Raw genomic sequence first — 18836 nt, forward strand, 5'->3', positions numbered from 1 at the left:
CTCTTTGTCACATACTTTTTAACGACCGTGACAGATATCGAGCAATTGGCGCTTACGCGGCTCTTGCAGCAATTTCCAGTGAATACCTTCAATCGCTCCGGCAAACTTCCACAATAACTTCACATCCAGATCGCTGCCATAAATGCGGCGAACTTTGTTAAACACATCCGGCGCACCCAGACGCATGAATGTTTCCACATCGTCAACGCCCGCTTTCTTTACCATTCGTTCCAGCGTCAACTGCATATTCGGCAAATCCCTCAAACGACGGTTCGCCTGGGATTTCTGAAAAGAGCGCTGCTCAATGGAATACAGTATTGAACGTTCAATAATGGAGTCCAGTTCAGAGTGGTTCTGTTCAAATAACTGCGTAATATCGTAGTAATTAACGGTGGCCGTTGTCTGCTTCTTCACATGACGGTACTTATCACAGCCAAGATTCGTCAAAACTTCATCGAGATCTTCGCCGCCGCGAATGAAAATGCAATCTTCTGTCAGCAGCGCATACATCGCGTCTTGCTGGAACAACCCAATACCACCAAACATAGAACGTTTTTGGTAGGTACCAAACTTAATTACATAATCGAAAAATCTATGCTCAAACATATCCATTGATCCTTTAATCACATTCCCCGATTAAGACAGATCACCAGATAGCAGCAAATTTTTAGCGAATAAAATGAATAGGTTAATTAGTAAGCTTTTTATATGTACTGCATGCTTACCTATATGTTTCATATATCATAGTTAACGAAACGAAATAAGTCCGGACTTAATTCACATCAACGTATCGAATATTTGTCTAGAATGAGAGTAGTGTCACAAGGTCATCATCTTTGCTGGCTTTTCGAACAGAATAAGCACGCAAAATGTCTCACAGATCATCGAAATGTAAAGAAATTGCCGCTTTCTTCCGGTTTATAGTTGCTTCTATTAATTAGCGATCGGTAGAATGAACAGGACTAAAACTAACAATGATAAACAATGAATCACTTAGCTTTTTATTGGCTTCCGGAAAACCGACACAAACTCATTGAAGGGCTAGAAAGTGAGTTTGCCCAGTTGGTTAAATCCTCCATCAGTACCGGCAAGATCTCTCTGCCGCCGATTCCTGATGTCGTGCTGAAAATTCAAAAACTGTGTACCCAAGAGTCAACAGGCGTCTCCGATGTCGCTGACTGCCTAACTGATGATCCTGGCCTGGCGGCCATTGTTATTCGCGTCGCGAACTCCGTGGTGTTTAACCGCCGTAATATTACCTGTACCGATCTGCTCACTGCCGTGTCTCGTCTGGGCATCGTTCGTGTACGTGACATTGTCACAGCACAAGCCATTGAACAACTCAAACACTCAATCAATCTGAGTAAAGAGTGCAACAAGATCCTGGTCAACAGCGCTTCTGTCTCACGCGAGTTGGGAGCGACCATGGTGTTAGTCGCTCAGTCGTTCAAAAAGCTTGAACCCGATAACTACCTTCACCTTGAGCAGGACAAAGCTCTGTTGGTTGGCCTACTAGCTGACATCGGTTTGTTCTGTCTGGTCAATGAATATTATCTCTACCTCGAAAACGGCAACTACCTCGATCAAGACATCGCGTTGCAAATCTTCCAGTCCAGCTGTTCCAGCACCAGTAAACTGGTCCTCAAACATTGGGGATTTGACGAAGATTTCCTTGAAGTGGCTTGTAACGAAGAATTAGTAGAACATTGCCAGGAAGTCAGCTACCTTGATGTGGCACGGATTGCACATCACCTACTTATGTTTAGAAAACAAGACGATGCGATAGAAGAGCACGACGTTGAAATCAACGCGGCCGGCGCAGAAGTCCTCTACAATCTCAGCAATCTCAGTGATGTGGAATTCAAAACCCAACTCAGTGCAGTAATTAACGCCAGCGGTTTCTAAATCACTTTTCGAGGAATGTATGTTATCAGGGATGTTGTTTATCTTTGCCCCACTTGTGGTGGGGTATCTGTTCTCTATTCACAATAAAAACTGGCTCGCCAAACTTAACCAAGCTACCTCATCACTGGTCTATGTGATCCTTTTTCTCATGGGACTCAGTCTGGCGGCTTTGGATAACCTCGGTGACAACCTGCAACTGATCCTGAAATACGCGGGCGTATTTTTCGTTCTGCTTGGCACCTGCAACCTGCTTGCTCTACCTCTGGTTGACCGTTTTCTTCCGCTTGCCACCGACACCAGTCACACTAAATTGCCTCTTTCTAGTATGGCTCTTGAATCCGTTAAACTGATTTTAGTGGTCGGTGGTGGCTTGCTGGTTGGTGTCGTTTTCAGTCTTGACCTTTCGTGGGTCGATACCGCAAGCGAATGGATCCTGTTCCTGTTACTGTTCTTTATTGGCATTCAGCTTCGCAACAGCGGTCTTACCTTAGGTCAGATCCTATTGAACAAACATGGCATGGTGATCGCCGCAGTGGTGATGATCACCAGTTGGATTGGCGGCATCATTGCTGCATTGATTCTGGATATTCCCATCTACAAAGGGCTGGCAATGGCATCTGGCTTTGGCTGGTACTCTTTGGCCGGTATCCTGATGGGCGATGCGTTTGGTCCGGTTTATGGCGGCGCTTCATTTATGATAGAGCTGCTGCGCGAGCTGATTTCTCTGGTGCTGATCCCGATGTTTATTAGTCGCAAACCGTGCACCTCCATCGGTTACGCGGGTGCGACAGCCATGGACTTCACCTTGCCAGTCATTCAAACCACTGGTGGCGTGCGTTGTGTGCCAGTTGCGATCGTCAGTGGGTTTATTCTAAGCCTGTTAGTGCCCGTTTTAATGTTATTCTTTGTGTCTCTTGCAGGCTAGATCTCAGGAATAACGTTGCACATCTTTTAAAATGGTGCGCCTTGCGTGTGACGATTTTGTTTCATACGCATTAATTAAAGCCCAACTGGAAATCAATAAAACCCTGCCCACAGGGTAAAGATAAAAAAGTCGCAAAAAGGAACGATTATGAAACGCTTTATTGTCACCATGCTCTTCTCGGCTACCTCAATGACCGCGGCTGCAGCCGACAATCAATGTTTTGCGAAAAAATACGATGCCTACATTGATGCTTCACTGGCGTGGTACTCAGATCTTGCCAAAATGACGACGGAAAAATACCCGGATTTGGCTGACGTGAGCCAATGGTTCCTGGAAGGTCGCCAACACCATTTTGAACTGAGCCGTGCAGCGGTTCATTACTACTTAGAGCATGACGCTTCAAAAGTCGCCACCGCGCAACCTGTCGAAGCTTGGCTGAAACTGGAACAACACGATATCAAAGTGCTGGCGTCACGCAGTGATGAACTGGGCCAGATCGCCAAAACGACGTTTGATGATCGTCAAGCCAAGCCACACGAAAAGAACTATGAGCTGCGCTCTGCATTTGCTGAACTTCTAAGCCATCCAAAGCAAATTGAAGGTGCACTTAACAAGTACAACGAGGCGATCGCCAAAACAGAAAAAATCGAGTGTCAATAACACTCGGTGGCATGGTACATCTCTGTATATTCTGCCCTGTTGCTCTCCATGGCCATCCGAATTAAGGCGGGACTTTGGTCCCGTTTTCGTTTAGATTGTCTCGCCTGAAACGATAGATTAAAAATTATAACGACGCTGTATGGTATCTGAACACAAAATCGCGGATGCGAACTTTGAAACTCTGCTGCGCATCTTTACCGTGCCAGAAGGGCCAGACTCAACACTGACCCGTATCGAAGAAGAGCTTTCACGCAACCTCAACAAGTTTCTGCGCGAACACATCGTAGCAGAAGAAAAACCGTTGAAAGAGATTGAAAAAGATTTCTCTGATGCGCGCATTCCTGATGAGCCGGAATTTGTCTCGGACCATACTCAGCATCTGCTTGATACACTGGTAGCACAGTCGGTACATACCGCCTCTCCCAGCTTTATCGGTCACATGACGTCGGCGTTGCCTTACTTTTTAATGCCGCTGTCCAAAATCATGATTGCCCTCAACCAGAATCTGGTCAAAATCGAAACCTCTAAAGCGTTCACTCCGCTGGAGCGTCAGGTTCTGGGCATGTTGCATCGTCTCATCTACGGTGAGCAAGATTCGTTCTACCAACAATGGATGCACAGCGCCGAGCACTCACTTGGGGCTTTCTGCTCCGGCGGTACTATCGCCAACATTACGGCCTTGTGGGTTGCCCGTAACAACGCACTGAAAGCCGACGGTGATTTCCACGGCGTGGAGAAAGAAGGTCTGTTCAAAGCCATGCGCCATTATGGCTATGAAGGCTTGGCGATTCTGGTTTCCGAGCGCGGCCACTACTCACTGAAAAAAGCCGCCGACGTACTGGGTATTGGTCAGGAGGGTTTGGTTTCAGTCAAAACGGACGAAAACAACCGCATCTGCCCGGAAGATCTCAAGCGTAAAATCACCGAGCTTAAAGCGAACAACATCAAACCATTTGCCGTTGTCGGTGTAGCCGGCACCACAGAAACGGGTAACGTCGATCCGCTGCGCATCATGGCAGAAATTTCTCATCAGGAAGGCTGCCATTTCCATGTCGATGCGGCATGGGGCGGTGCAACTCTGATGTCGAACCATCATCGCCATCTGCTCGATGGTATAGAACTCGCCGATTCCGTCACTATTGATGCCCATAAGCAGTTGTACATCCCTATGGGCGCTGGCATGGTGCTGTTTAAAGATCCGAGCGCCATGAACTCTATTGAGCATCACGCACAATATATTCTGCGTAAAGGGTCAAAGGACCTCGGAAGTCACACTCTGGAGGGCTCTCGCTCCGGTATGGCGATGCTGGTTTACGCCAGTATGCACATTATCAGCCGTGCCGGATACGAACTGTTGATCGATCAGAGTATCGCCAAAGCACGTTACTTCGCTGATCTGATTCAGGAGCAGGATGATTTCGAGCTGGTTTCTCAACCGGAGCTGTGCCTGCTGACCTATCGCTATCTGCCACCACACATTAGACAAGCGTTGGAAAAAGCAAATGCAGACGATCAGGTTCTGTTAAATGAACTGCTGAATGAACTGACTAAGTTTATTCAGAAGAAGCAGCGTGAAACGGGTAAATCCTTTGTTTCCCGGACTCGCCTCAACCCGATCTGTTGGAATAAACTCGACACCATCGTGTTCCGGGTTGTGTTAGCTAACCCGCTGACCACCAATGAAATTCTTCAATCAGTTCTTGAAGAACAACGCCAGATTGCCGCTTTAGCCCCAAATCTTATGGGTAGAATCGAGCATTTGGCGAAACAAATCCTGGCATAAACCTATCGGATAAAGTTACAGCAAACTGAAAATTTATTTCGTTTTGCTGTAACTCACACATCAATACGGCGCATTTGAATTCCTTTTGATGAGAATTCTGAGCTTAAAACTGTAGTTTTTATGAAATTTAGTTTGAGGCTTGTCATATTCTCATCATTCGATACGTCGTTTCATTTCTGAATTATCCGTGCTTAGGTTTATACTCATCCCATGGCGTTGGTGAATGTACCTTTTGGAAATGATTTATTTCCCTCCCCTAAATGGTCACATCGCTTTACCAACGAGTTGTTCTCTACGCCCGCGTGAACACTATGAATACATTAGAAAAAATTCAAAAGAATCTGGAAAATTTTAGCAAGTCGGAACGCAAAGTTGCCGAAGTGATCATGGCTTCGCCGCAAACTGCTATTCACTCAAGCATCGCGACTCTTGCAAAGATGGCTGATGTCAGTGAGCCGACTGTTAACCGCTTCTGCCGCCGCCTTGATACCAAAGGCTTCCCCGACTTTAAACTGCACCTAGCCCAAAGCCTGGCGAACGGTACGCCTTATGTGAACCGCAACGTCGAAGAAGACGATGGCCCGGATGCTTATACCCACAAGATTTTCGAATCAACGATGGCCTGTCTGGATGTGGCAAAAAACAGCCTTGATCCGATGCAGATCAATCGCGCGGTTGACCTGCTGACCCAGGCCAAACGTATTTCGTTCTTTGGACTGGGCGCATCGTCTGCCGTCGCACGTGATGCTCAGAATAAGTTTATTCGTTTCAACATCCCAATTACCTGTTTTGAAGATATTGTGATGCAAAGAATGAGCTGCATTAACTGTACAGACAACGACGTGATCGTCTTGATCTCGCACACTGGTCGAACTAAGAGTCAGGTCGAGATTGCTAATCTGGCGCGTGAAAACGGTGCAACAGTGATTGCAATTACCGCGAAAGATTCGCCACTGGACAAAGCAGCCTCATTGTCTATTTGTCTGGACGTGCCGGAAGACACCGATGTCTATATGCCAATGGCGAGCCGTGTCGTGCAGATGACGGTGATCGACGTGCTGGCAACGGGTTTCACCCTGCGCCGTGGTTCAGGCTTCCGCGAAAATCTCAAGCGCGTGAAAGAAGTATTGAAAGACTCCCGTTACGACAAGCTTTCACACTTTTAATCATTAAAAAACGGAGCCTGATGGCTCCGTCTTTCTATCCGCTCAATTTGCTGCTTTCTTCTTCGGCTGAGTCGTGGATCAACAACACCGCGCCATGTCGGTGCGCCTCTATATCCGCGTCAACACATTCGCCCCGGCATGCACAAACCTGATTGAGAATATAAATCAGCCTTTCCGAGGTTAGTGGAATCGGGTTGCCTTTGATCGCATTCGATTTCATCGCATCTCGCGCTACCTGCTCGAATGAAGTACTGCAAACGCCATACTCACTGAGCGTTGGTAGCTTCAATTTATCCAACATCATCTGCGCCCATAAAGCACCATCTTCGACATTAGCATTTTTACGCCCAGTGAGCAGATGTGACAACCTGCGGTAGCGAGCCAGCACATCCTCGCGTCCTGCAAGCTGCGCAGCATGAATATTCTCGCGCATCACATAAGGGGCTAAACGCGCGGTTATCACGCTGTGCGGTGCATCGAGTTTCCCCCCCAGAGCCGAAGCCAGCCCATGCGCCGCACCGAGTTTAGCGTTGGTAATAGCCATGCCACCGAGCATTGCGGCAAACGACAAATCTGCACGTGCCTTGCTATCATCCCGTACACAAGCCGCCAGAATTGAGCGGGAGAGGCGACGTACCCCTTCCTCGCAAATCATGTCAGTCAACGGATTGGGTTCACCGCACACGTAAGCTTCCATTAAATGGGTGAACGCATCCATCGCGCCGCGGCCAGATGTCGCCAAATCCGTACCGTACGTTAATGTCGGATCAACTATCGCAACATCGGCCAACATTTCCGGACTTCGCAAGCTGACTTTCACCCTATCCTGCCCCGAACGCAGAACCGCATTGCGCGTGACTTCGGACCCCGTACTGGCTGTGGTTGGTATAGCAATAAAGGGTAAAGGCTTGGATTTAAGCGGAACATTGCGGCCGACCACTTCCACATAGTCATAAACATTTCCCTGATTGGGAATGATTGCAGCCAGTGCTTTGCCCATGTCGAGCACACTGCCTCCACCGATCGCCACCACTACATCAGGGCTGAACCGACGCCCTCCTACAGCCGCCTCTTCCACCATCGTGATGTTGGGCTCACCACTGACTGCCAAATGTTGGTAACGCATATTCTGTTGCTGCAGGTAATCCACAACAACATTCGCGCGTTCAGTTCGTTTACCTGACACCAAAAGCACGCTGTATCCGTATTGGCTAATCACCGATAAGGAACTTTGCAGCGCTCCTTCACCAAAGATAATCCGACTTGATGTCATGAACTGAAACATGAGGCCTCCGGGCTGAATGCGTGCGATGCGTTTTAGATTGCTCGTATCACGAAAAAAATTGTTTGATGCAGTGCAACTTGCTGTAAATAACCACAATAAAAAAGCAGGTTTTTGCAGAGCATCACAAACGCCAGCTGCAAATCGTTATCTTTCAGTACGGCTTGGAGTCAGAAGCAGATTAGTGATTAAACAGCGACTGAAGCAAATTTATGCGATAGCTTTTGCCTATCAAAAGAACAGGTAATTGCCACTTTATTTTCTAATTTGGATCGGGCATAGTGGCAACAATCGAAATAAAGGAGAAAGTTATGTTCGTAGTGATTTTTGGCCGCCCTGGTTGCCCTTACTGTGTACGTGCAAAAGAGCACGCAGAAACGTTGAAAGCGAAACGTGACGACTTCAACTACCGTTATGTTGATATTCACGCAGAAGGCATCACTAAAGCTGATCTAGAGAAAACTGTCGGCAAACCAGTTGAAACCGTGCCACAAATCTTCATCGATCAACAACACATTGGCGGTTGTACAGACTTTGAAGCATACGCAAAAGAGCATCTGGGTCTGTTTGACGAGTAAGTTGCAGAATGCATTAGAACCCGCTGATATATAGCGGGTTTTTTATTTGTGGATTTCCTTCAGAGAAATGTCAAACCGCAAAAATTTCACTTATCTTTTTGCATATTTACGATACAATCCTCACACTTTAACCATTCTCTTCTTGCGCGCTTGAATCGAGCTAAATTGTGAATATCGACGTCGTACTTTTGCTAGACCAAAACCCTATTCTGCTGATTTTTGTTGTTCTGGCTATCGGGCTTGCTTTCGGAAAAATCCGCTTTGGCAGCCTGCAGTTAGGTAACTCTATTGGTGTTCTGATCACGGCCCTGATCATGGGACATCTCGGTTTTACGTTTAACGCCGAGGCGTTGACGATAGGCTTCATGCTGTTCATTTACTGTGTAGGCATTGAAGCGGGTCCGAACTTTTTTGGCATCTTTTTTCGCGACGGTAAACACTACCTAGTACTCAGTCTTGTGGTTCTGGTTACCGCAACGGTTCTGACGTATATCTCAAGTCACTATTTCAATCTCGATTTCGGTCTTGCTGCCGGCATGATGGCAGGCGCTCTGACATCAACGCCTGTATTAGTTGGTGCGCAGGATGCCCTGAACTCTGGCCTTTCCTCGATTCCGCGCAATATGGACCTGTCGTTGGTGCTGGAAAATGTCTCTGTTGGCTACGCGATGGCTTACCTGATTGGTCTTATTAGTATGATCATGTTCGCCAAGCTGCTGCCAAAGATTCAAAAACAGAATTTATCCGATTCCGCTCAACAGATTGCGCAGGAGCGCGGCCTTGGGGGCAGCAGCCAACGTAAAGTCTATCTGCCGATTATTCGCGCTTATCGCGTCGGCCCGGAGCTTATCAACTGGGTAGACGGTCGAAATCTGCGTGAACTTGGCGTTTATCGCCAAACAGGCTGTTACATCGAACGTATCCGTCGCAACGGTATTCTTGCCCATCCCGATGGCGATGCCATTTTGCAGGAAGGTGACGAGATTGCTTTGGTGGGTTTCCCAGACAGCCATGCGCGTCTCGACCCAAGCTTTCGTAACGGCAAAGAAGTATTTGACCGTAACCTACTCGACCTGCGCATTTCGGAAGAAGAGATCGTGGTGAAAAGTGACAGCATTGCGGGCAAACGTCTGTCGGATCTTAACCTGTCAGAATACGGCTGTTTCTTAAACCGCGTAGTCCGCGCGCAGATTGAAATGCCAATGGACCTCGACATCGTCTTGGCAAAAGGTGATGTATTGCAGGTCAGTGGCGAGAAAAGCCGCGTGAAAGGTCTGGCGGATAAAATCGGTTTTATCTCGATTCACAGCCAAATGGCCGACCTGCTGGCATTCTGTAGTTTCTTTATTCTGGGTATTCTGTTCGGTCTGGTGACCATGACCTTTGGTCAGGTGTCATTCAGCCTGGGTAACGCGGTAGGGCTTCTGTTGTCAGGCATCACGCTCGGTTTCTTGCGTGCTAACCACCCAACCTTTGGTTATGTACCACAAGGTGCCCTGAATATGGTTAAAGATCTCGGCTTAATGTTCTTTATGGTCGGTATCGGTCTGAGTGCCGGCGGAAAAATGTTTGAGCATTTGTCCGAAGTCGGCCCTCAGGTCATTGGCCTGGCATTTATCGTCAGTGTTCTGCCCGTCGTGTTTGCTTATCTGGTGGGCGCGCACATTCTGAAGATGAACCGCGCACTACTGTTTGGTGCCATCATCGGTGCTCGCACGTGTGCGCCAGCAATGGACATCGTGAACGAGTACGCTAAGTCCACCATTCCGGCATTGGGTTATGCCGGTACTTACGCTATCGCCAACATTCTGATGACGCTGGCAGGTACGATACTGATCCTGCTCAGCTAGTGTACTTCTCTTTCTCGGGCAATGTTTCTCTGTATCACGTTGCCCGAGAAGCAATAAAAAAGGCGCTGATTTCAGCGCCTTTTTTTATGTATCTATCGCATTAGATGTCGATAACGTCGAAGCTAACCTCTGGGTTAACGTCTGCATCGTAGTCCACGCCTTCGATACCAAAACCGAACAGTTTCAGGAACTCTTCTTTATACAGTTCGTAATCTGTCAGTTCTTTCAGGTTTTCAGAAGTGATTTGTGGCCACAGGTTACGGCAGTGCTGTTGAATGTCATCACGCAGTTCCCAGTCATCCAGGCGCAGACGGTTCTTCTCGTCAGTTTCTGGGGCGCTGCCATCTTCTTTGTACAGACGATCATTGAACAGACGGAAAATCTGCTCCATACAGCCTTCGTGAATGCCTTCTTCACGCATTTTCTTGAAGACCATTGCGATGTACAGAGGCATAACAGGAATCGCTGAGCTTGCCTGAGTCACAACAGATTTCAGTACCGCTACGTTTGCCGAGCCGCCTTTTGCAGCCAGTTTCGCATTCAGAGCCGCAGATGCGCGGTCCAGGTCCATCTTCGCACGACCCAGAGCACCATCCCAGTAGATAGGCCAAGTCAGCTCAGTACCAATGTAGCTGTATGCCACCGTCTTACAACCTTCTGCCAGAACGCCCGCTTCTTCCAGCGCTTGCATCCACAGTTCCCAGTCCTGACCGCCCATGACAGTAATCGTATCTTCGATTTCCTGTTCTGTTGCTGGCTCAACGCTGGCTTCGATGATCACATCTTTGTTGGTATCAACCGCTGTAGAGGTGTAAGTTTCGCCAATCGGCTTCAGTGCAGAACGAACCAGTTCACCGGTTTCCGGCATTTTACGCACTGGAGATGCCAGTGAGTAAACCACCAGGTCAATCTGACCCAGATCTTGTTTAATCAGTTCAATCGCTTTCTGTTTAGCTTCGTTCGAAAACGCATCGCCATTCAGGCTTTTTGCGTACAGGCCTGCTTCGTGAGCCAGTTTGTCAAACGCTGCTGCGTTGTAGAAACCCGCTGTACCAGGTTTCTTGTCTGTACCTGGTTTTTCGAAGAATACACCGATAGTCGCTGCACCGCCGCCGAATGCCGCCGCGATACGAGAAGAGAGACCATAACCACTAGAAGAGCCGACAACAAGCACACGCTTAGGCGCGTTCTTGATTGGACCTTGTGCTTTAGTGTAAGCAATTTGTTCTTTTACGTTAGCTTCACAACCCACTGGGTGCGTTGTTGTACAGATAAATCCGCGAATTTTAGGTTTGATGATCATATTCAACTTCCTTCAAAAATCTTCGCTAGGATAAAAGTTTCGCCCGCAGTTCGCATCCTATTTCTGTAAAAATGCCTTCATTTAGCAAGTGGTTGGAGCACTCGACGCTGAAATTTCCAGCAAGTTACCCTGTTTTTCCGAGTGCGGCTTACAAACTAAAGAAGGCTTCGATGAGGAAGCCTTCTTGGATGGACACGAACGATTCAATTAAGCGACGTTATTTAGCTTAGGTTTACTATTCTTATTGGTCAAAACTTCGGAGAAATCGTGACTAAAGTGGTCAACCTGTATCGCTTTGTAGCGCAGTTTGTCGGCAGCCAGAATCGCTTCAACTTCATCCGCTGTCAGCACACCTGCCGCTTTGGCTTGATCAAGACGGTCGCCCAACAAACCTTTGCGAGCCACCTTGCCTTCTTTCACACCTTTTGCCAACTGACGTTCCAGCCCTTTGATGCTGTACATCGCCAGGAAAGCTTTTTCCATCAGACCGACACTGTCATTCTCATCTTTACCGATGTAGCACAACTGTGTCAGACGATCACGGTGCGCCCCCGGAGTCATCAGGCTATCTGCAATGTTCAGCGTCAGATTGTCGCTTGGCGCATCGAAATGGTTCCCAAATGGGAACAACAGGCCTTTGAGCAGTTTGCCAACAGACTTAATCGGATAGTTACGGTACGCTTCATTCAACGACTTCGCCGCGTGGTGCAAACAGTATTGCATTGAGTAGTGTACGTAATTCAGATCCGCCTGCTGACGACCTTCGTCTTCATAGCGTTTCAAGACGGCAGACGCCATGTACAGATAGCTCAGACCATCCCCCAGACGCGCTGAAATCATCTCTTTACGTTTCAGCTCACCACCCAGTGTCAGCATGGCGAAATCTGCACTCACCGCTAAAGCGCGGCTCAGGCGGGTCATTTGCTTGTAGTACTGTTTCGTTGGGCCACTCATATCGGCTTTGATAAAGCGCGAACCTGTCACCGCCGCACCAAACGCGCCAAAGGTGTTTTTGGTTGCATGAGCAATGTGCTTGAACAACAGCTCATCAAACTCTTTCGCACCTTGTTTCTCATCCGGGTTAGCCGCAGCTTCCATCTCTTTCAAAACATAAGGATGACAACGAGTGGCTCCCTGACCAAAGATCATCAGGTTGCGGGTCAGAATGTTGGCGCCTTCAACGGTAATCGCCACTGGCACACCGAGATAATGACTCGACAAGTAGTTCATCGGGCCTTCCTGAATCGCACGCCCAGAGTGAATATCCATCGAATCATTCAGAATAGTCCGCGCGATCTCCGTCATGTGATATTTGGCAATTGCCGTCACAATCCCCGGTTTTTCTTTCAGATCCAACGACGTGGTGGTCAGTGTGCGCGTCGCTTCCAACAAATAAGTCAAACCACCGATGCGGCCCATGGCTTCGGCAACACCTTCAAACTTACCGATCGACATACCGAACTGTTTGCGCACATAAGCATAAGCACCTGTGGTTCGCGCCGTCAGATGGCCGATGGCCGTACCTAGTGCTGGTAGCGAAATACCACGACCCGCAGACAGACATTCCACCAGCATACGCCAACCTTTACCGGCGTAATCCACACCACCGATCAGCCATTCCATCGGGATAAACACATCCTGACCGCGCGTTGGACCGTTCATGAAAGCCAAACCAAGCGGATCATGACGCTCACCGATTTCAACACCTTCGTGGTCGGCAGGAATCAGTGCACAGGTAATACCGATATCGACTTTGTCTCCCAGCAGTTTATCCGGATCGCTCATCTTAAACGCCAGACCCAGCACCGTCGCAACAGGAGCCAAGGTGATGTAGCGTTTATTCCAACTGATGCGAACACCCAGTACTTCCTTGCCTTCGTGCTTGCCGTAACACACGATACCCTGATCCGGAATACCACCAGCGTCAGAGCCCGCTTCTGGGCCAGTCAGTGCGAAACACGGAATATCCGTACCGTCAGCAAGACGCGGCAGCCAGTAATCTTTTTGTTCTTGAGTGCCGTAGTGTGAAAGCAGCTCACCCGGTCCCAATGAGTTTGGCACCATGACGGAGACCGCAGTACTGATGCTGCGCGTTGCAATGCGAGTTACGATGGTTGAGTTCGCCAGAGCAGAAAACTGACGGCCACCGTACTCTTTGGAGATAATCAAAGAAAAGAAACGCTCTTTACGCAGGTAATCCCAAACTTCTTTAGGCAAATCGCGATCGTGCTTAACAATCTTATGATCATCAAGCATGGACAGCAGGGTTTCCAACTCATTGTCCATGAAGGATTGCTCCTCCGCACTCAGAGTCGGTTTCGGGTAGTGATGCAGTTTTTTGAAATCTGGCTTGCCAGAGAACAGCTCACCATCCCACCAAACGCTCCCCGCTTCCATCGCTTCTTTTTCGGTGTTCGAAAGCGGTGGCAGTACCTGTTTAAACAGTTTAAAAGCGGGGTCGCTAATCCATTTTCTTCGTAGAGAGCACATTGTTCAGATCCTTTTGTTCACTGGTCTTAAATCACGTTATTTAAATTATAGTTTCGTTATTGTGCGGCTACTCCGGCCGCTAAGTATGGAATGATCTGGTCGACAACGGTTTTCGCATCCACCTTATTTCCAAAATCGTTTTCGGCAATCTCGGCCAGAGCCTGGCTCGATGCCATCGTGAATACACACGTACCCAGCGTAAAATGCAGTCGCCAGAACAGGGTTTCACGCGTCAGGTTCGGATTGGCTTTCATCACCGATTCAATGAACAGCGACAACACATCATCGTAACGGGTGGTGATAAACCAACGCAGGTGACCCTGTACATCGGTATAGCCACGTCCAATCAGCAACATAAAACGGCTGGTACCGTTCGGACGAATATCGTTGAGTGCACGCAGCGGACCGCGCAGCGATTCAAACACATCTGCCATGCTGTATTCATCACGCAGATTCAGATTTATCAAGGCATCGTGCACCGCAGGCATGAACGCTTCTAGATAGCGGTTCAATACTGCACGCACCAATGTTTTTTTGTCACCAAAGTGGTAATTGACCGACGCCAAGTTCACGTTCGCTTTGCTGGTAATGGTTCTCAGCGATGTATCGTTAAACCCGTATTCCGCAAACAATCCTTCTGCGACGTCCAGTATCTTATCCTTCGTACTACTTCTTGGTGCCATTTCAATCACTCGTATCAAACATATGTTTAAAATATACCTTTGACACACATAGTTAACAAGTAGTTAACATCACATTTTTTACTCATGGTCCGACCAGGCGACATTTTCTACACCCAACTTTTTGATCCAGCTCTAATTCATAAAAAAGTGAAGTTTTTTTATCTTTTCTGGGAACTCTTTTTGTGAAGCCCGGTCTGAATTATCGTAGTTGGCAGAGCTTTAAGAGTTTTACAGGCCGTCGAACTTTCTTCTTTCACTGACAACTGACATTTACGCTGCTTTTTCTTATTAACTCCTATGTTTGTATCAGCCCGGATCGTCCTTGTTCCGGGCTTTTTTTCATCTGGCGATCAAGGCACACTACACATCACTGTTTTTGCTGACGGATAAACATGAAGCTCGCCCACAGCCCTATCACTTATCACCACTTTGCCAATCTTTCGTTTCACCTCAAGCGAGACGACCTGCTTCATCCTCAGTTCAGTGGCAACAAAGCGCGTAAATTCATGACGCTGTTTGAGGGCCAGTATTCAACAATAACCACGCTGATCAGTTACGGTTCCGCACAAGCTAACTCGCTCTATTCTTTAGCAGCCCTCGCCCGCCTGCGAAACTGGCAACTGGAGTTCTATGTCGACCATATCCCCGCTTGGCTGAAAGCTACGCCGATTGGCAACTACCGGGCCGCACAGGAGCTGGGCGCACGAATCATCGAGACCCGGCCTTTGGGTGAGCATCATCCGCGCGACTATATTGCTCAAATTCGCCAACCGGATGACTCGTGTCTTTTTGTTGAGGAAGGTGGGCGCAGCACTATCGCCGAACAAGGTGTCACTCAACTTGCCAATGAATTATTGGCATGGATAGAGCAACAGCCAAAACAGGCGTGGCGTGTGGCGTTGCCGTCTGGTACGGGCACCACAGCGTTGTTCCTGCATAAAGCCCTATCCGAGTACGATATAGAAGTAGTGACCTGCCCTTGCGTAGGTGGCGAAGCTTATCTTGTTGAGCAATTTATCGAGCTGGGAGAAACATCCCATCCAATCATCATCAATGCTTCATCCAAACACCACTTTGGTCGCCTTTATCAGCAGGACTACGAGATTTGGCAGGCTCTCCACAATCAGACAGGTGTCGAATTTGATTTACTCTATGACCCGCTAATGTGGCGCAGCCTGCTGGAATGGCTGCCTACTCAGCCACATAAGTCATTGATTTACATCCATCAGGGTGGGTTGTTGGGTAATGAGAGCATGCTTCCACGCTATCGGCGTCAATTTGGCAAAAATGAACAGCAAGAGTAATCTAGGCGCAAAAGGAGCCCGTTTATGATCAAATCCATTGGTGTATTTACAGCTATCGTTATAGCAAGCACTGTTCAGGCAAATACGGTGTCTACGTCTACCCAACAAAATACACTGTTGATGGATGGCAGCATCGGCAAGCGCGTTTGCTATTACGAAGATAAAGCGTATTCAGAAGGTTCGGTCGTTCAGATAGGGCAAGTGTATATGATATGTCAGCGAGCCAATGATTTTGAAACCAATGGCCCGCTGAAATGGGTGGTGTTACAACAGGAAAAACCGAAAGCGCCTTAAATCGGTTAATTCAATCCACCCATCAAGGTGTATTTCACTTCCAGATATTCTTCCAGTCCGTGCTTGGCACCTTCGCGTCCCAAGCCTGACTCTTTCACACCGCCAAACGGTGCCAGCGTGGTTGAAATCAGCCCTTCATTAATCCCAACAATACCGCTTTCCAACGCTTCACTCATTCTCCAGGCTCGTGCCAGTGACTGCGTATAACAATAGGCGGCAAGACCAAAGTCTGTATCGTTCGCGCGTTCAACCACTTCCTCTTCGCTGCTAAAACGGAACAGAGCCGCAAGCGGACCGAATGTCTCTTCGCGAGTCACCAGCATATCATCGCTCATTTCAGTCAGCACATGCGGAACGAGTATACGACTGCCATCTTGAGGCAAGGTCCCAAACGCCACTTTAGCGCCCTTTTCTACCGCATCTTTGATGTGGCTACGTACTTTCGCAACCGCTGCATCATTGATCAGTGGACCAATTTGCGTGTCCGGATCTAACCCATTCCCCACTTTCAACTTACGCACCCGATCCACCAATTTCGCGGCAAATTGTTCATACACGTTGTCATGGACGTAAATACGGTTAGCACATACACAGGTTTGTCCAGCATTGCGGAATTTGGCGATCATCGCTCCATCCACAGCCGCGTTGATATCAGCATCATCAAACACAATAAATGGCGCATTGCCACCGAGTTCCAACGATAGCTTTTTGACGTTGGAAGCCGATTGCTCCATCAGAATTTTGCCGACTCGAGTCGACCCCGTGAACGACAGTTTGCGAACGGTTTTGCTCTTTGTCAGCACTTCACCAATCGAAATTGCATCTCCCGTCACCACTTGCAATAAGCCATCCGGCAAACCCGCACGTTTAGCGAGTTCTGCTAACGCAAGAGCAGTGAACGGTGTATCAGGAGCAGGTTTGAGTATCACTGCGCAGCCTGCTGCGAATGCAGGTGCCGCTTTTCGGGTGATCATCGCGGCGGGAAAGTTCCACGGGGTAATCGCGGCAACCACACCGACAGGCTCGCGAGAGACCAGAATACGCGCATCCGCTTTATGCGTCGGAATCATTTCGCCATAAGCACGTTTGGCCTCTTCGGCATACCACTCAACAAAGCTGGCTGCATAACCTATCTCGCCTTTGGCTTCAGATAACGCTTTGCCCTGTTCACAGGTCATCAGATAAGCCAAGTCGTCTTTGTGCTGCTCAATCAGATTGAACCAACGACGCAGCACACCAGAACGGGTAGCCGCTGTTTCTTTCGCCCATGAGCGCTGCGCCTCCTGAGCCGAGGCAATCGCACGCTTTACTTGATCGGGCGTTAGCTCCGGCACCGTGCCAAGCACTGCACCATCGAACGGATTCGTCACCGTCGACGTTTTTCCATTCTCACTGGCCACCCAATGGCCATCAATAAAACACTGCTGCCGGAACAACGCAGAATCTGATAATTGCATTCCCATCTCCTGAATAGTGAATCTTAGAGCGCTGAAATCATGTTTCAGAGTACGGCATCAGTTATAGCACTAATCAGAAACGCCGTCCGAATGAAATGGGGAGTTCACGTGCAAGAGCGTAAAAGCTCGGCAGTGACATTATCTACAAAAATGGATCAACCCAACTAATTCAGAATGCAGATGAATCCAAACATCAGCGATACAACGTCAGATTATTTGAGGTGAGGAATTACAGAAACGAAAAAGCCCCAGCATTTCTGCTGGGGCTTAAAATTTGGCGGTGAGCAAGAGATTCGAACTCTCGATACGTTGCCGTATACACACTTTCCAGGCGTGCTCCTTCAGCCACTCGGACAACTCACCGGGGTGTTAACCTCATCGGCTAACGAGGCGCTAATTTAATGATTCTGCTTAAGATGGTCAAGTGCAAAACCGAAAAAAAGAGTGCTATGCAGTTTGTTTGCTTACTAATTGGCTAATTAGCACAAAATCAACGCGCTCAGATACTTTGGTAGTAACCCGGAACTTTAAACCAGCGGCGGCACATATCCAAAAAGTAACCGTACAACACACCCATGCCACAGGAAACCAATGCGTTACTGGCCACAGCGGTCACGATCTGTTCGCTTGAAGCACCAACGGTGTAGAGGATAGCGGCATAGACTGGTGACTGGAATAGAACATAAGCCACTAGATCAGAGATATTTTTCATCATGCTGCCCGCAGAGAACTTTCTTCCCTGACGCAGTACAAAGTCACGAAAAACACCATATGGCCAAGCAATCGCGATGTTAACCGGAATAGAGAGCGTACGCGAAGCCAGCGACTGCTCAAAAGTCATACCTGAAATAAAAATCTCGATGATCATCCCAGCGACAAAACAGAACACAACCATGGCAAATGTATCCGCAGCTGCGTGTCTGATACAAAACGGACCACGTGGTTTCATTTACACCCTCTACATAAAATATTTGACTATATAAATAGCAATTAAATAAAATAGATAACTAGATATAGAATCACATCCAGATTATGACGCTATTAAATCATACAAATATTAGTTTTAGGTTCCGTTTTTTAATTTGACTGGTAAATAAACTACCAAAAAGTGAGAGAAAAGTAGCAGCTATCGCTGAATTTACAACCAATTAACAAC

The 18836-nt window shown here is 48.0% G+C and carries 16 protein-coding genes and 1 tRNA gene; 9 read left to right on the forward strand and 8 right to left on the reverse strand.

Annotated features, from left to right (window positions below; genetic code table 11):
- Nucleotides 1-18: 18 nt before the first annotated feature.
- Complete coding sequence (locus JIG40_RS14540) at nucleotides 19-612, reverse strand: TfoX/Sxy family DNA transformation protein (RefSeq protein WP_024374700.1); 594 nt, start codon at nucleotides 610-612, stop codon at nucleotides 19-21.
- A gap of 372 nt (nucleotides 613-984) precedes the next feature.
- On the opposite strand from JIG40_RS14540, the gene JIG40_RS14545 reads away from it, so the two are divergent.
- The 5 genes from JIG40_RS14545 (at nucleotide 985) to JIG40_RS14565 (ending at nucleotide 6439) form a co-directional block, all read left to right on the forward strand.
- On the forward strand, nucleotides 985-1905 hold the full coding sequence (locus JIG40_RS14545; RefSeq protein ID WP_020327714.1) for an HDOD domain-containing protein: 921 nt from the start codon (nucleotides 985-987) through the stop codon (nucleotides 1903-1905).
- Between the two features lie 19 nt (nucleotides 1906-1924).
- Nucleotides 1925-2830 carry a lysine exporter LysO family protein gene (locus JIG40_RS14550; RefSeq protein WP_020327715.1) on the forward strand — a complete coding sequence of 302 codons (906 nt, stop codon included), beginning with the start codon at nucleotides 1925-1927 and terminating at the stop codon, nucleotides 2828-2830.
- A 147-nt stretch (nucleotides 2831-2977) separates the two neighbouring features.
- Complete coding sequence (locus tag JIG40_RS14555) at nucleotides 2978-3490, forward strand: hypothetical protein (protein WP_199465572.1); 513 nt, start codon at nucleotides 2978-2980, stop codon at nucleotides 3488-3490.
- A 139-nt stretch (nucleotides 3491-3629) separates the two neighbouring features.
- A complete protein-coding gene (panP, locus tag JIG40_RS14560; RefSeq protein WP_199465573.1) occupies nucleotides 3630-5273 on the forward strand; it encodes a pyridoxal-dependent aspartate 1-decarboxylase PanP in 1644 nt (547 codons plus the stop codon).
- 311 nt (nucleotides 5274-5584) lie between these two features.
- A complete protein-coding gene (locus JIG40_RS14565; protein WP_020327718.1) occupies nucleotides 5585-6439 on the forward strand; it encodes a MurR/RpiR family transcriptional regulator in 855 nt (284 codons plus the stop codon).
- Between the two features lie 34 nt (nucleotides 6440-6473).
- On the opposite strand, the gene JIG40_RS14570 is transcribed toward JIG40_RS14565, so the two are convergent.
- Nucleotides 6474-7724 carry an iron-containing alcohol dehydrogenase gene (locus tag JIG40_RS14570; protein ID WP_047458751.1) on the reverse strand — a complete coding sequence of 417 codons (1251 nt, stop codon included), beginning with the start codon at nucleotides 7722-7724 and terminating at the stop codon, nucleotides 6474-6476.
- Between the two features lie 308 nt (nucleotides 7725-8032).
- Between JIG40_RS14570 and JIG40_RS14575 the strand changes: the two genes are divergently transcribed.
- Both JIG40_RS14575 and JIG40_RS14580 read left to right on the forward strand, forming a co-directional pair.
- The gene (locus tag JIG40_RS14575; protein ID WP_020327720.1) at nucleotides 8033-8299 is read left to right on the forward strand and encodes a GrxA family glutaredoxin; all 267 of its coding nucleotides are present in this window, start codon (nucleotides 8033-8035) and stop codon (nucleotides 8297-8299) included.
- Nucleotides 8300-8466: 167 nt separating this feature from the next.
- Nucleotides 8467-10149, forward strand: coding sequence for an aspartate:alanine antiporter (locus JIG40_RS14580; RefSeq protein ID WP_020327721.1), 1683 nt, complete (start codon nucleotides 8467-8469; stop codon nucleotides 10147-10149).
- A gap of 100 nt (nucleotides 10150-10249) precedes the next feature.
- Here JIG40_RS14580 and fabV read toward each other — a convergent pair whose 3' ends face one another.
- The 3 genes from fabV to JIG40_RS14595 all read right to left on the reverse strand — a co-directional run bounded on the left by fabV (nucleotide 10250) and on the right by JIG40_RS14595 (nucleotide 14625).
- Nucleotides 10250-11452, reverse strand: coding sequence for an enoyl-ACP reductase FabV (gene fabV, locus JIG40_RS14585; protein WP_044367382.1), 1203 nt, complete (start codon nucleotides 11450-11452; stop codon nucleotides 10250-10252).
- A gap of 207 nt (nucleotides 11453-11659) precedes the next feature.
- Nucleotides 11660-13942, reverse strand: coding sequence for an acyl-CoA dehydrogenase (locus JIG40_RS14590; RefSeq protein ID WP_154184563.1), 2283 nt, complete (start codon nucleotides 13940-13942; stop codon nucleotides 11660-11662).
- A gap of 56 nt (nucleotides 13943-13998) precedes the next feature.
- A complete protein-coding gene (locus tag JIG40_RS14595) occupies nucleotides 13999-14625 on the reverse strand; it encodes a TetR/AcrR family transcriptional regulator (RefSeq protein WP_024374313.1) in 627 nt (208 codons plus the stop codon).
- 392 nt (nucleotides 14626-15017) lie between these two features.
- On the opposite strand from JIG40_RS14595, the gene JIG40_RS14600 reads away from it, so the two are divergent.
- Both JIG40_RS14600 and JIG40_RS14605 read left to right on the forward strand, forming a co-directional pair.
- Nucleotides 15018-15929 carry a 1-aminocyclopropane-1-carboxylate deaminase/D-cysteine desulfhydrase gene (locus JIG40_RS14600; RefSeq protein ID WP_199465574.1) on the forward strand — a complete coding sequence of 304 codons (912 nt, stop codon included), beginning with the start codon at nucleotides 15018-15020 and terminating at the stop codon, nucleotides 15927-15929.
- Between the two features lie 24 nt (nucleotides 15930-15953).
- A complete protein-coding gene (locus JIG40_RS14605) occupies nucleotides 15954-16223 on the forward strand; it encodes a YnjH family protein (protein ID WP_020430104.1) in 270 nt (89 codons plus the stop codon).
- Between the two features lie 5 nt (nucleotides 16224-16228).
- Here the strand turns inward: JIG40_RS14605 and JIG40_RS14610 are convergent, their stop codons facing one another.
- The 3 genes from JIG40_RS14610 to JIG40_RS14620 form a co-directional block, all read right to left on the reverse strand.
- Nucleotides 16229-17680 carry an NAD-dependent succinate-semialdehyde dehydrogenase gene (locus JIG40_RS14610; protein WP_158142236.1) on the reverse strand — a complete coding sequence of 484 codons (1452 nt, stop codon included), beginning with the start codon at nucleotides 17678-17680 and terminating at the stop codon, nucleotides 16229-16231.
- Nucleotides 17681-17955: 275 nt separating this feature from the next.
- Nucleotides 17956-18043, reverse strand: a tRNA-Ser gene (locus tag JIG40_RS14615).
- 136 nt (nucleotides 18044-18179) lie between these two features.
- Complete coding sequence (locus tag JIG40_RS14620) at nucleotides 18180-18629, reverse strand: L-alanine exporter AlaE (protein WP_038127004.1); 450 nt, start codon at nucleotides 18627-18629, stop codon at nucleotides 18180-18182.
- Nucleotides 18630-18836 lie beyond the last annotated feature (207 nt).

It is taken from the genome of Vibrio sp. bablab_jr001 (assembly GCF_016464285.1).
GTDB classification, from domain to species: domain Bacteria; phylum Pseudomonadota; class Gammaproteobacteria; order Enterobacterales; family Vibrionaceae; genus Vibrio; species Vibrio fluvialis.

Coding starts and splice junctions, on each gene's coding strand:
- JIG40_RS14540 (WP_024374700.1), bottom strand. CDS start 612: ATGGATATGTTTGAGCATAGATTTTTCGATTATGTAATTAAGTTTGGT.
- JIG40_RS14545 (WP_020327714.1), top strand. CDS start 985: ATGAATCACTTAGCTTTTTATTGGCTTCCGGAAAACCGACACAAACTC.
- JIG40_RS14550 (WP_020327715.1), top strand. CDS start 1,925: ATGTTATCAGGGATGTTGTTTATCTTTGCCCCACTTGTGGTGGGGTAT.
- JIG40_RS14555 (WP_199465572.1), top strand. CDS start 2,978: ATGAAACGCTTTATTGTCACCATGCTCTTCTCGGCTACCTCAATGACC.
- panP (WP_199465573.1), top strand. CDS start 3,630: ATGGTATCTGAACACAAAATCGCGGATGCGAACTTTGAAACTCTGCTG.
- JIG40_RS14565 (WP_020327718.1), top strand. CDS start 5,585: ATGAATACATTAGAAAAAATTCAAAAGAATCTGGAAAATTTTAGCAAG.
- JIG40_RS14570 (WP_047458751.1), bottom strand. CDS start 7,724: ATGTTTCAGTTCATGACATCAAGTCGGATTATCTTTGGTGAAGGAGCG.
- JIG40_RS14575 (WP_020327720.1), top strand. CDS start 8,033: ATGTTCGTAGTGATTTTTGGCCGCCCTGGTTGCCCTTACTGTGTACGT.
- fabV (WP_044367382.1), bottom strand. CDS start 11,452: ATGATCATCAAACCTAAAATTCGCGGATTTATCTGTACAACAACGCAC.
- JIG40_RS14590 (WP_154184563.1), bottom strand. CDS start 13,942: ATGTGCTCTCTACGAAGAAAATGGATTAGCGACCCCGCTTTTAAACTG.
- JIG40_RS14595 (WP_024374313.1), bottom strand. CDS start 14,625: ATGGCACCAAGAAGTAGTACGAAGGATAAGATACTGGACGTCGCAGAA.
- JIG40_RS14600 (WP_199465574.1), top strand. CDS start 15,018: ATGAAGCTCGCCCACAGCCCTATCACTTATCACCACTTTGCCAATCTT.
- JIG40_RS14605 (WP_020430104.1), top strand. CDS start 15,954: ATGATCAAATCCATTGGTGTATTTACAGCTATCGTTATAGCAAGCACT.
- JIG40_RS14610 (WP_158142236.1), bottom strand. CDS start 17,680: ATGCAATTATCAGATTCTGCGTTGTTCCGGCAGCAGTGTTTTATTGAT.
- JIG40_RS14620 (WP_038127004.1), bottom strand. CDS start 18,629: ATGAAACCACGTGGTCCGTTTTGTATCAGACACGCAGCTGCGGATACA.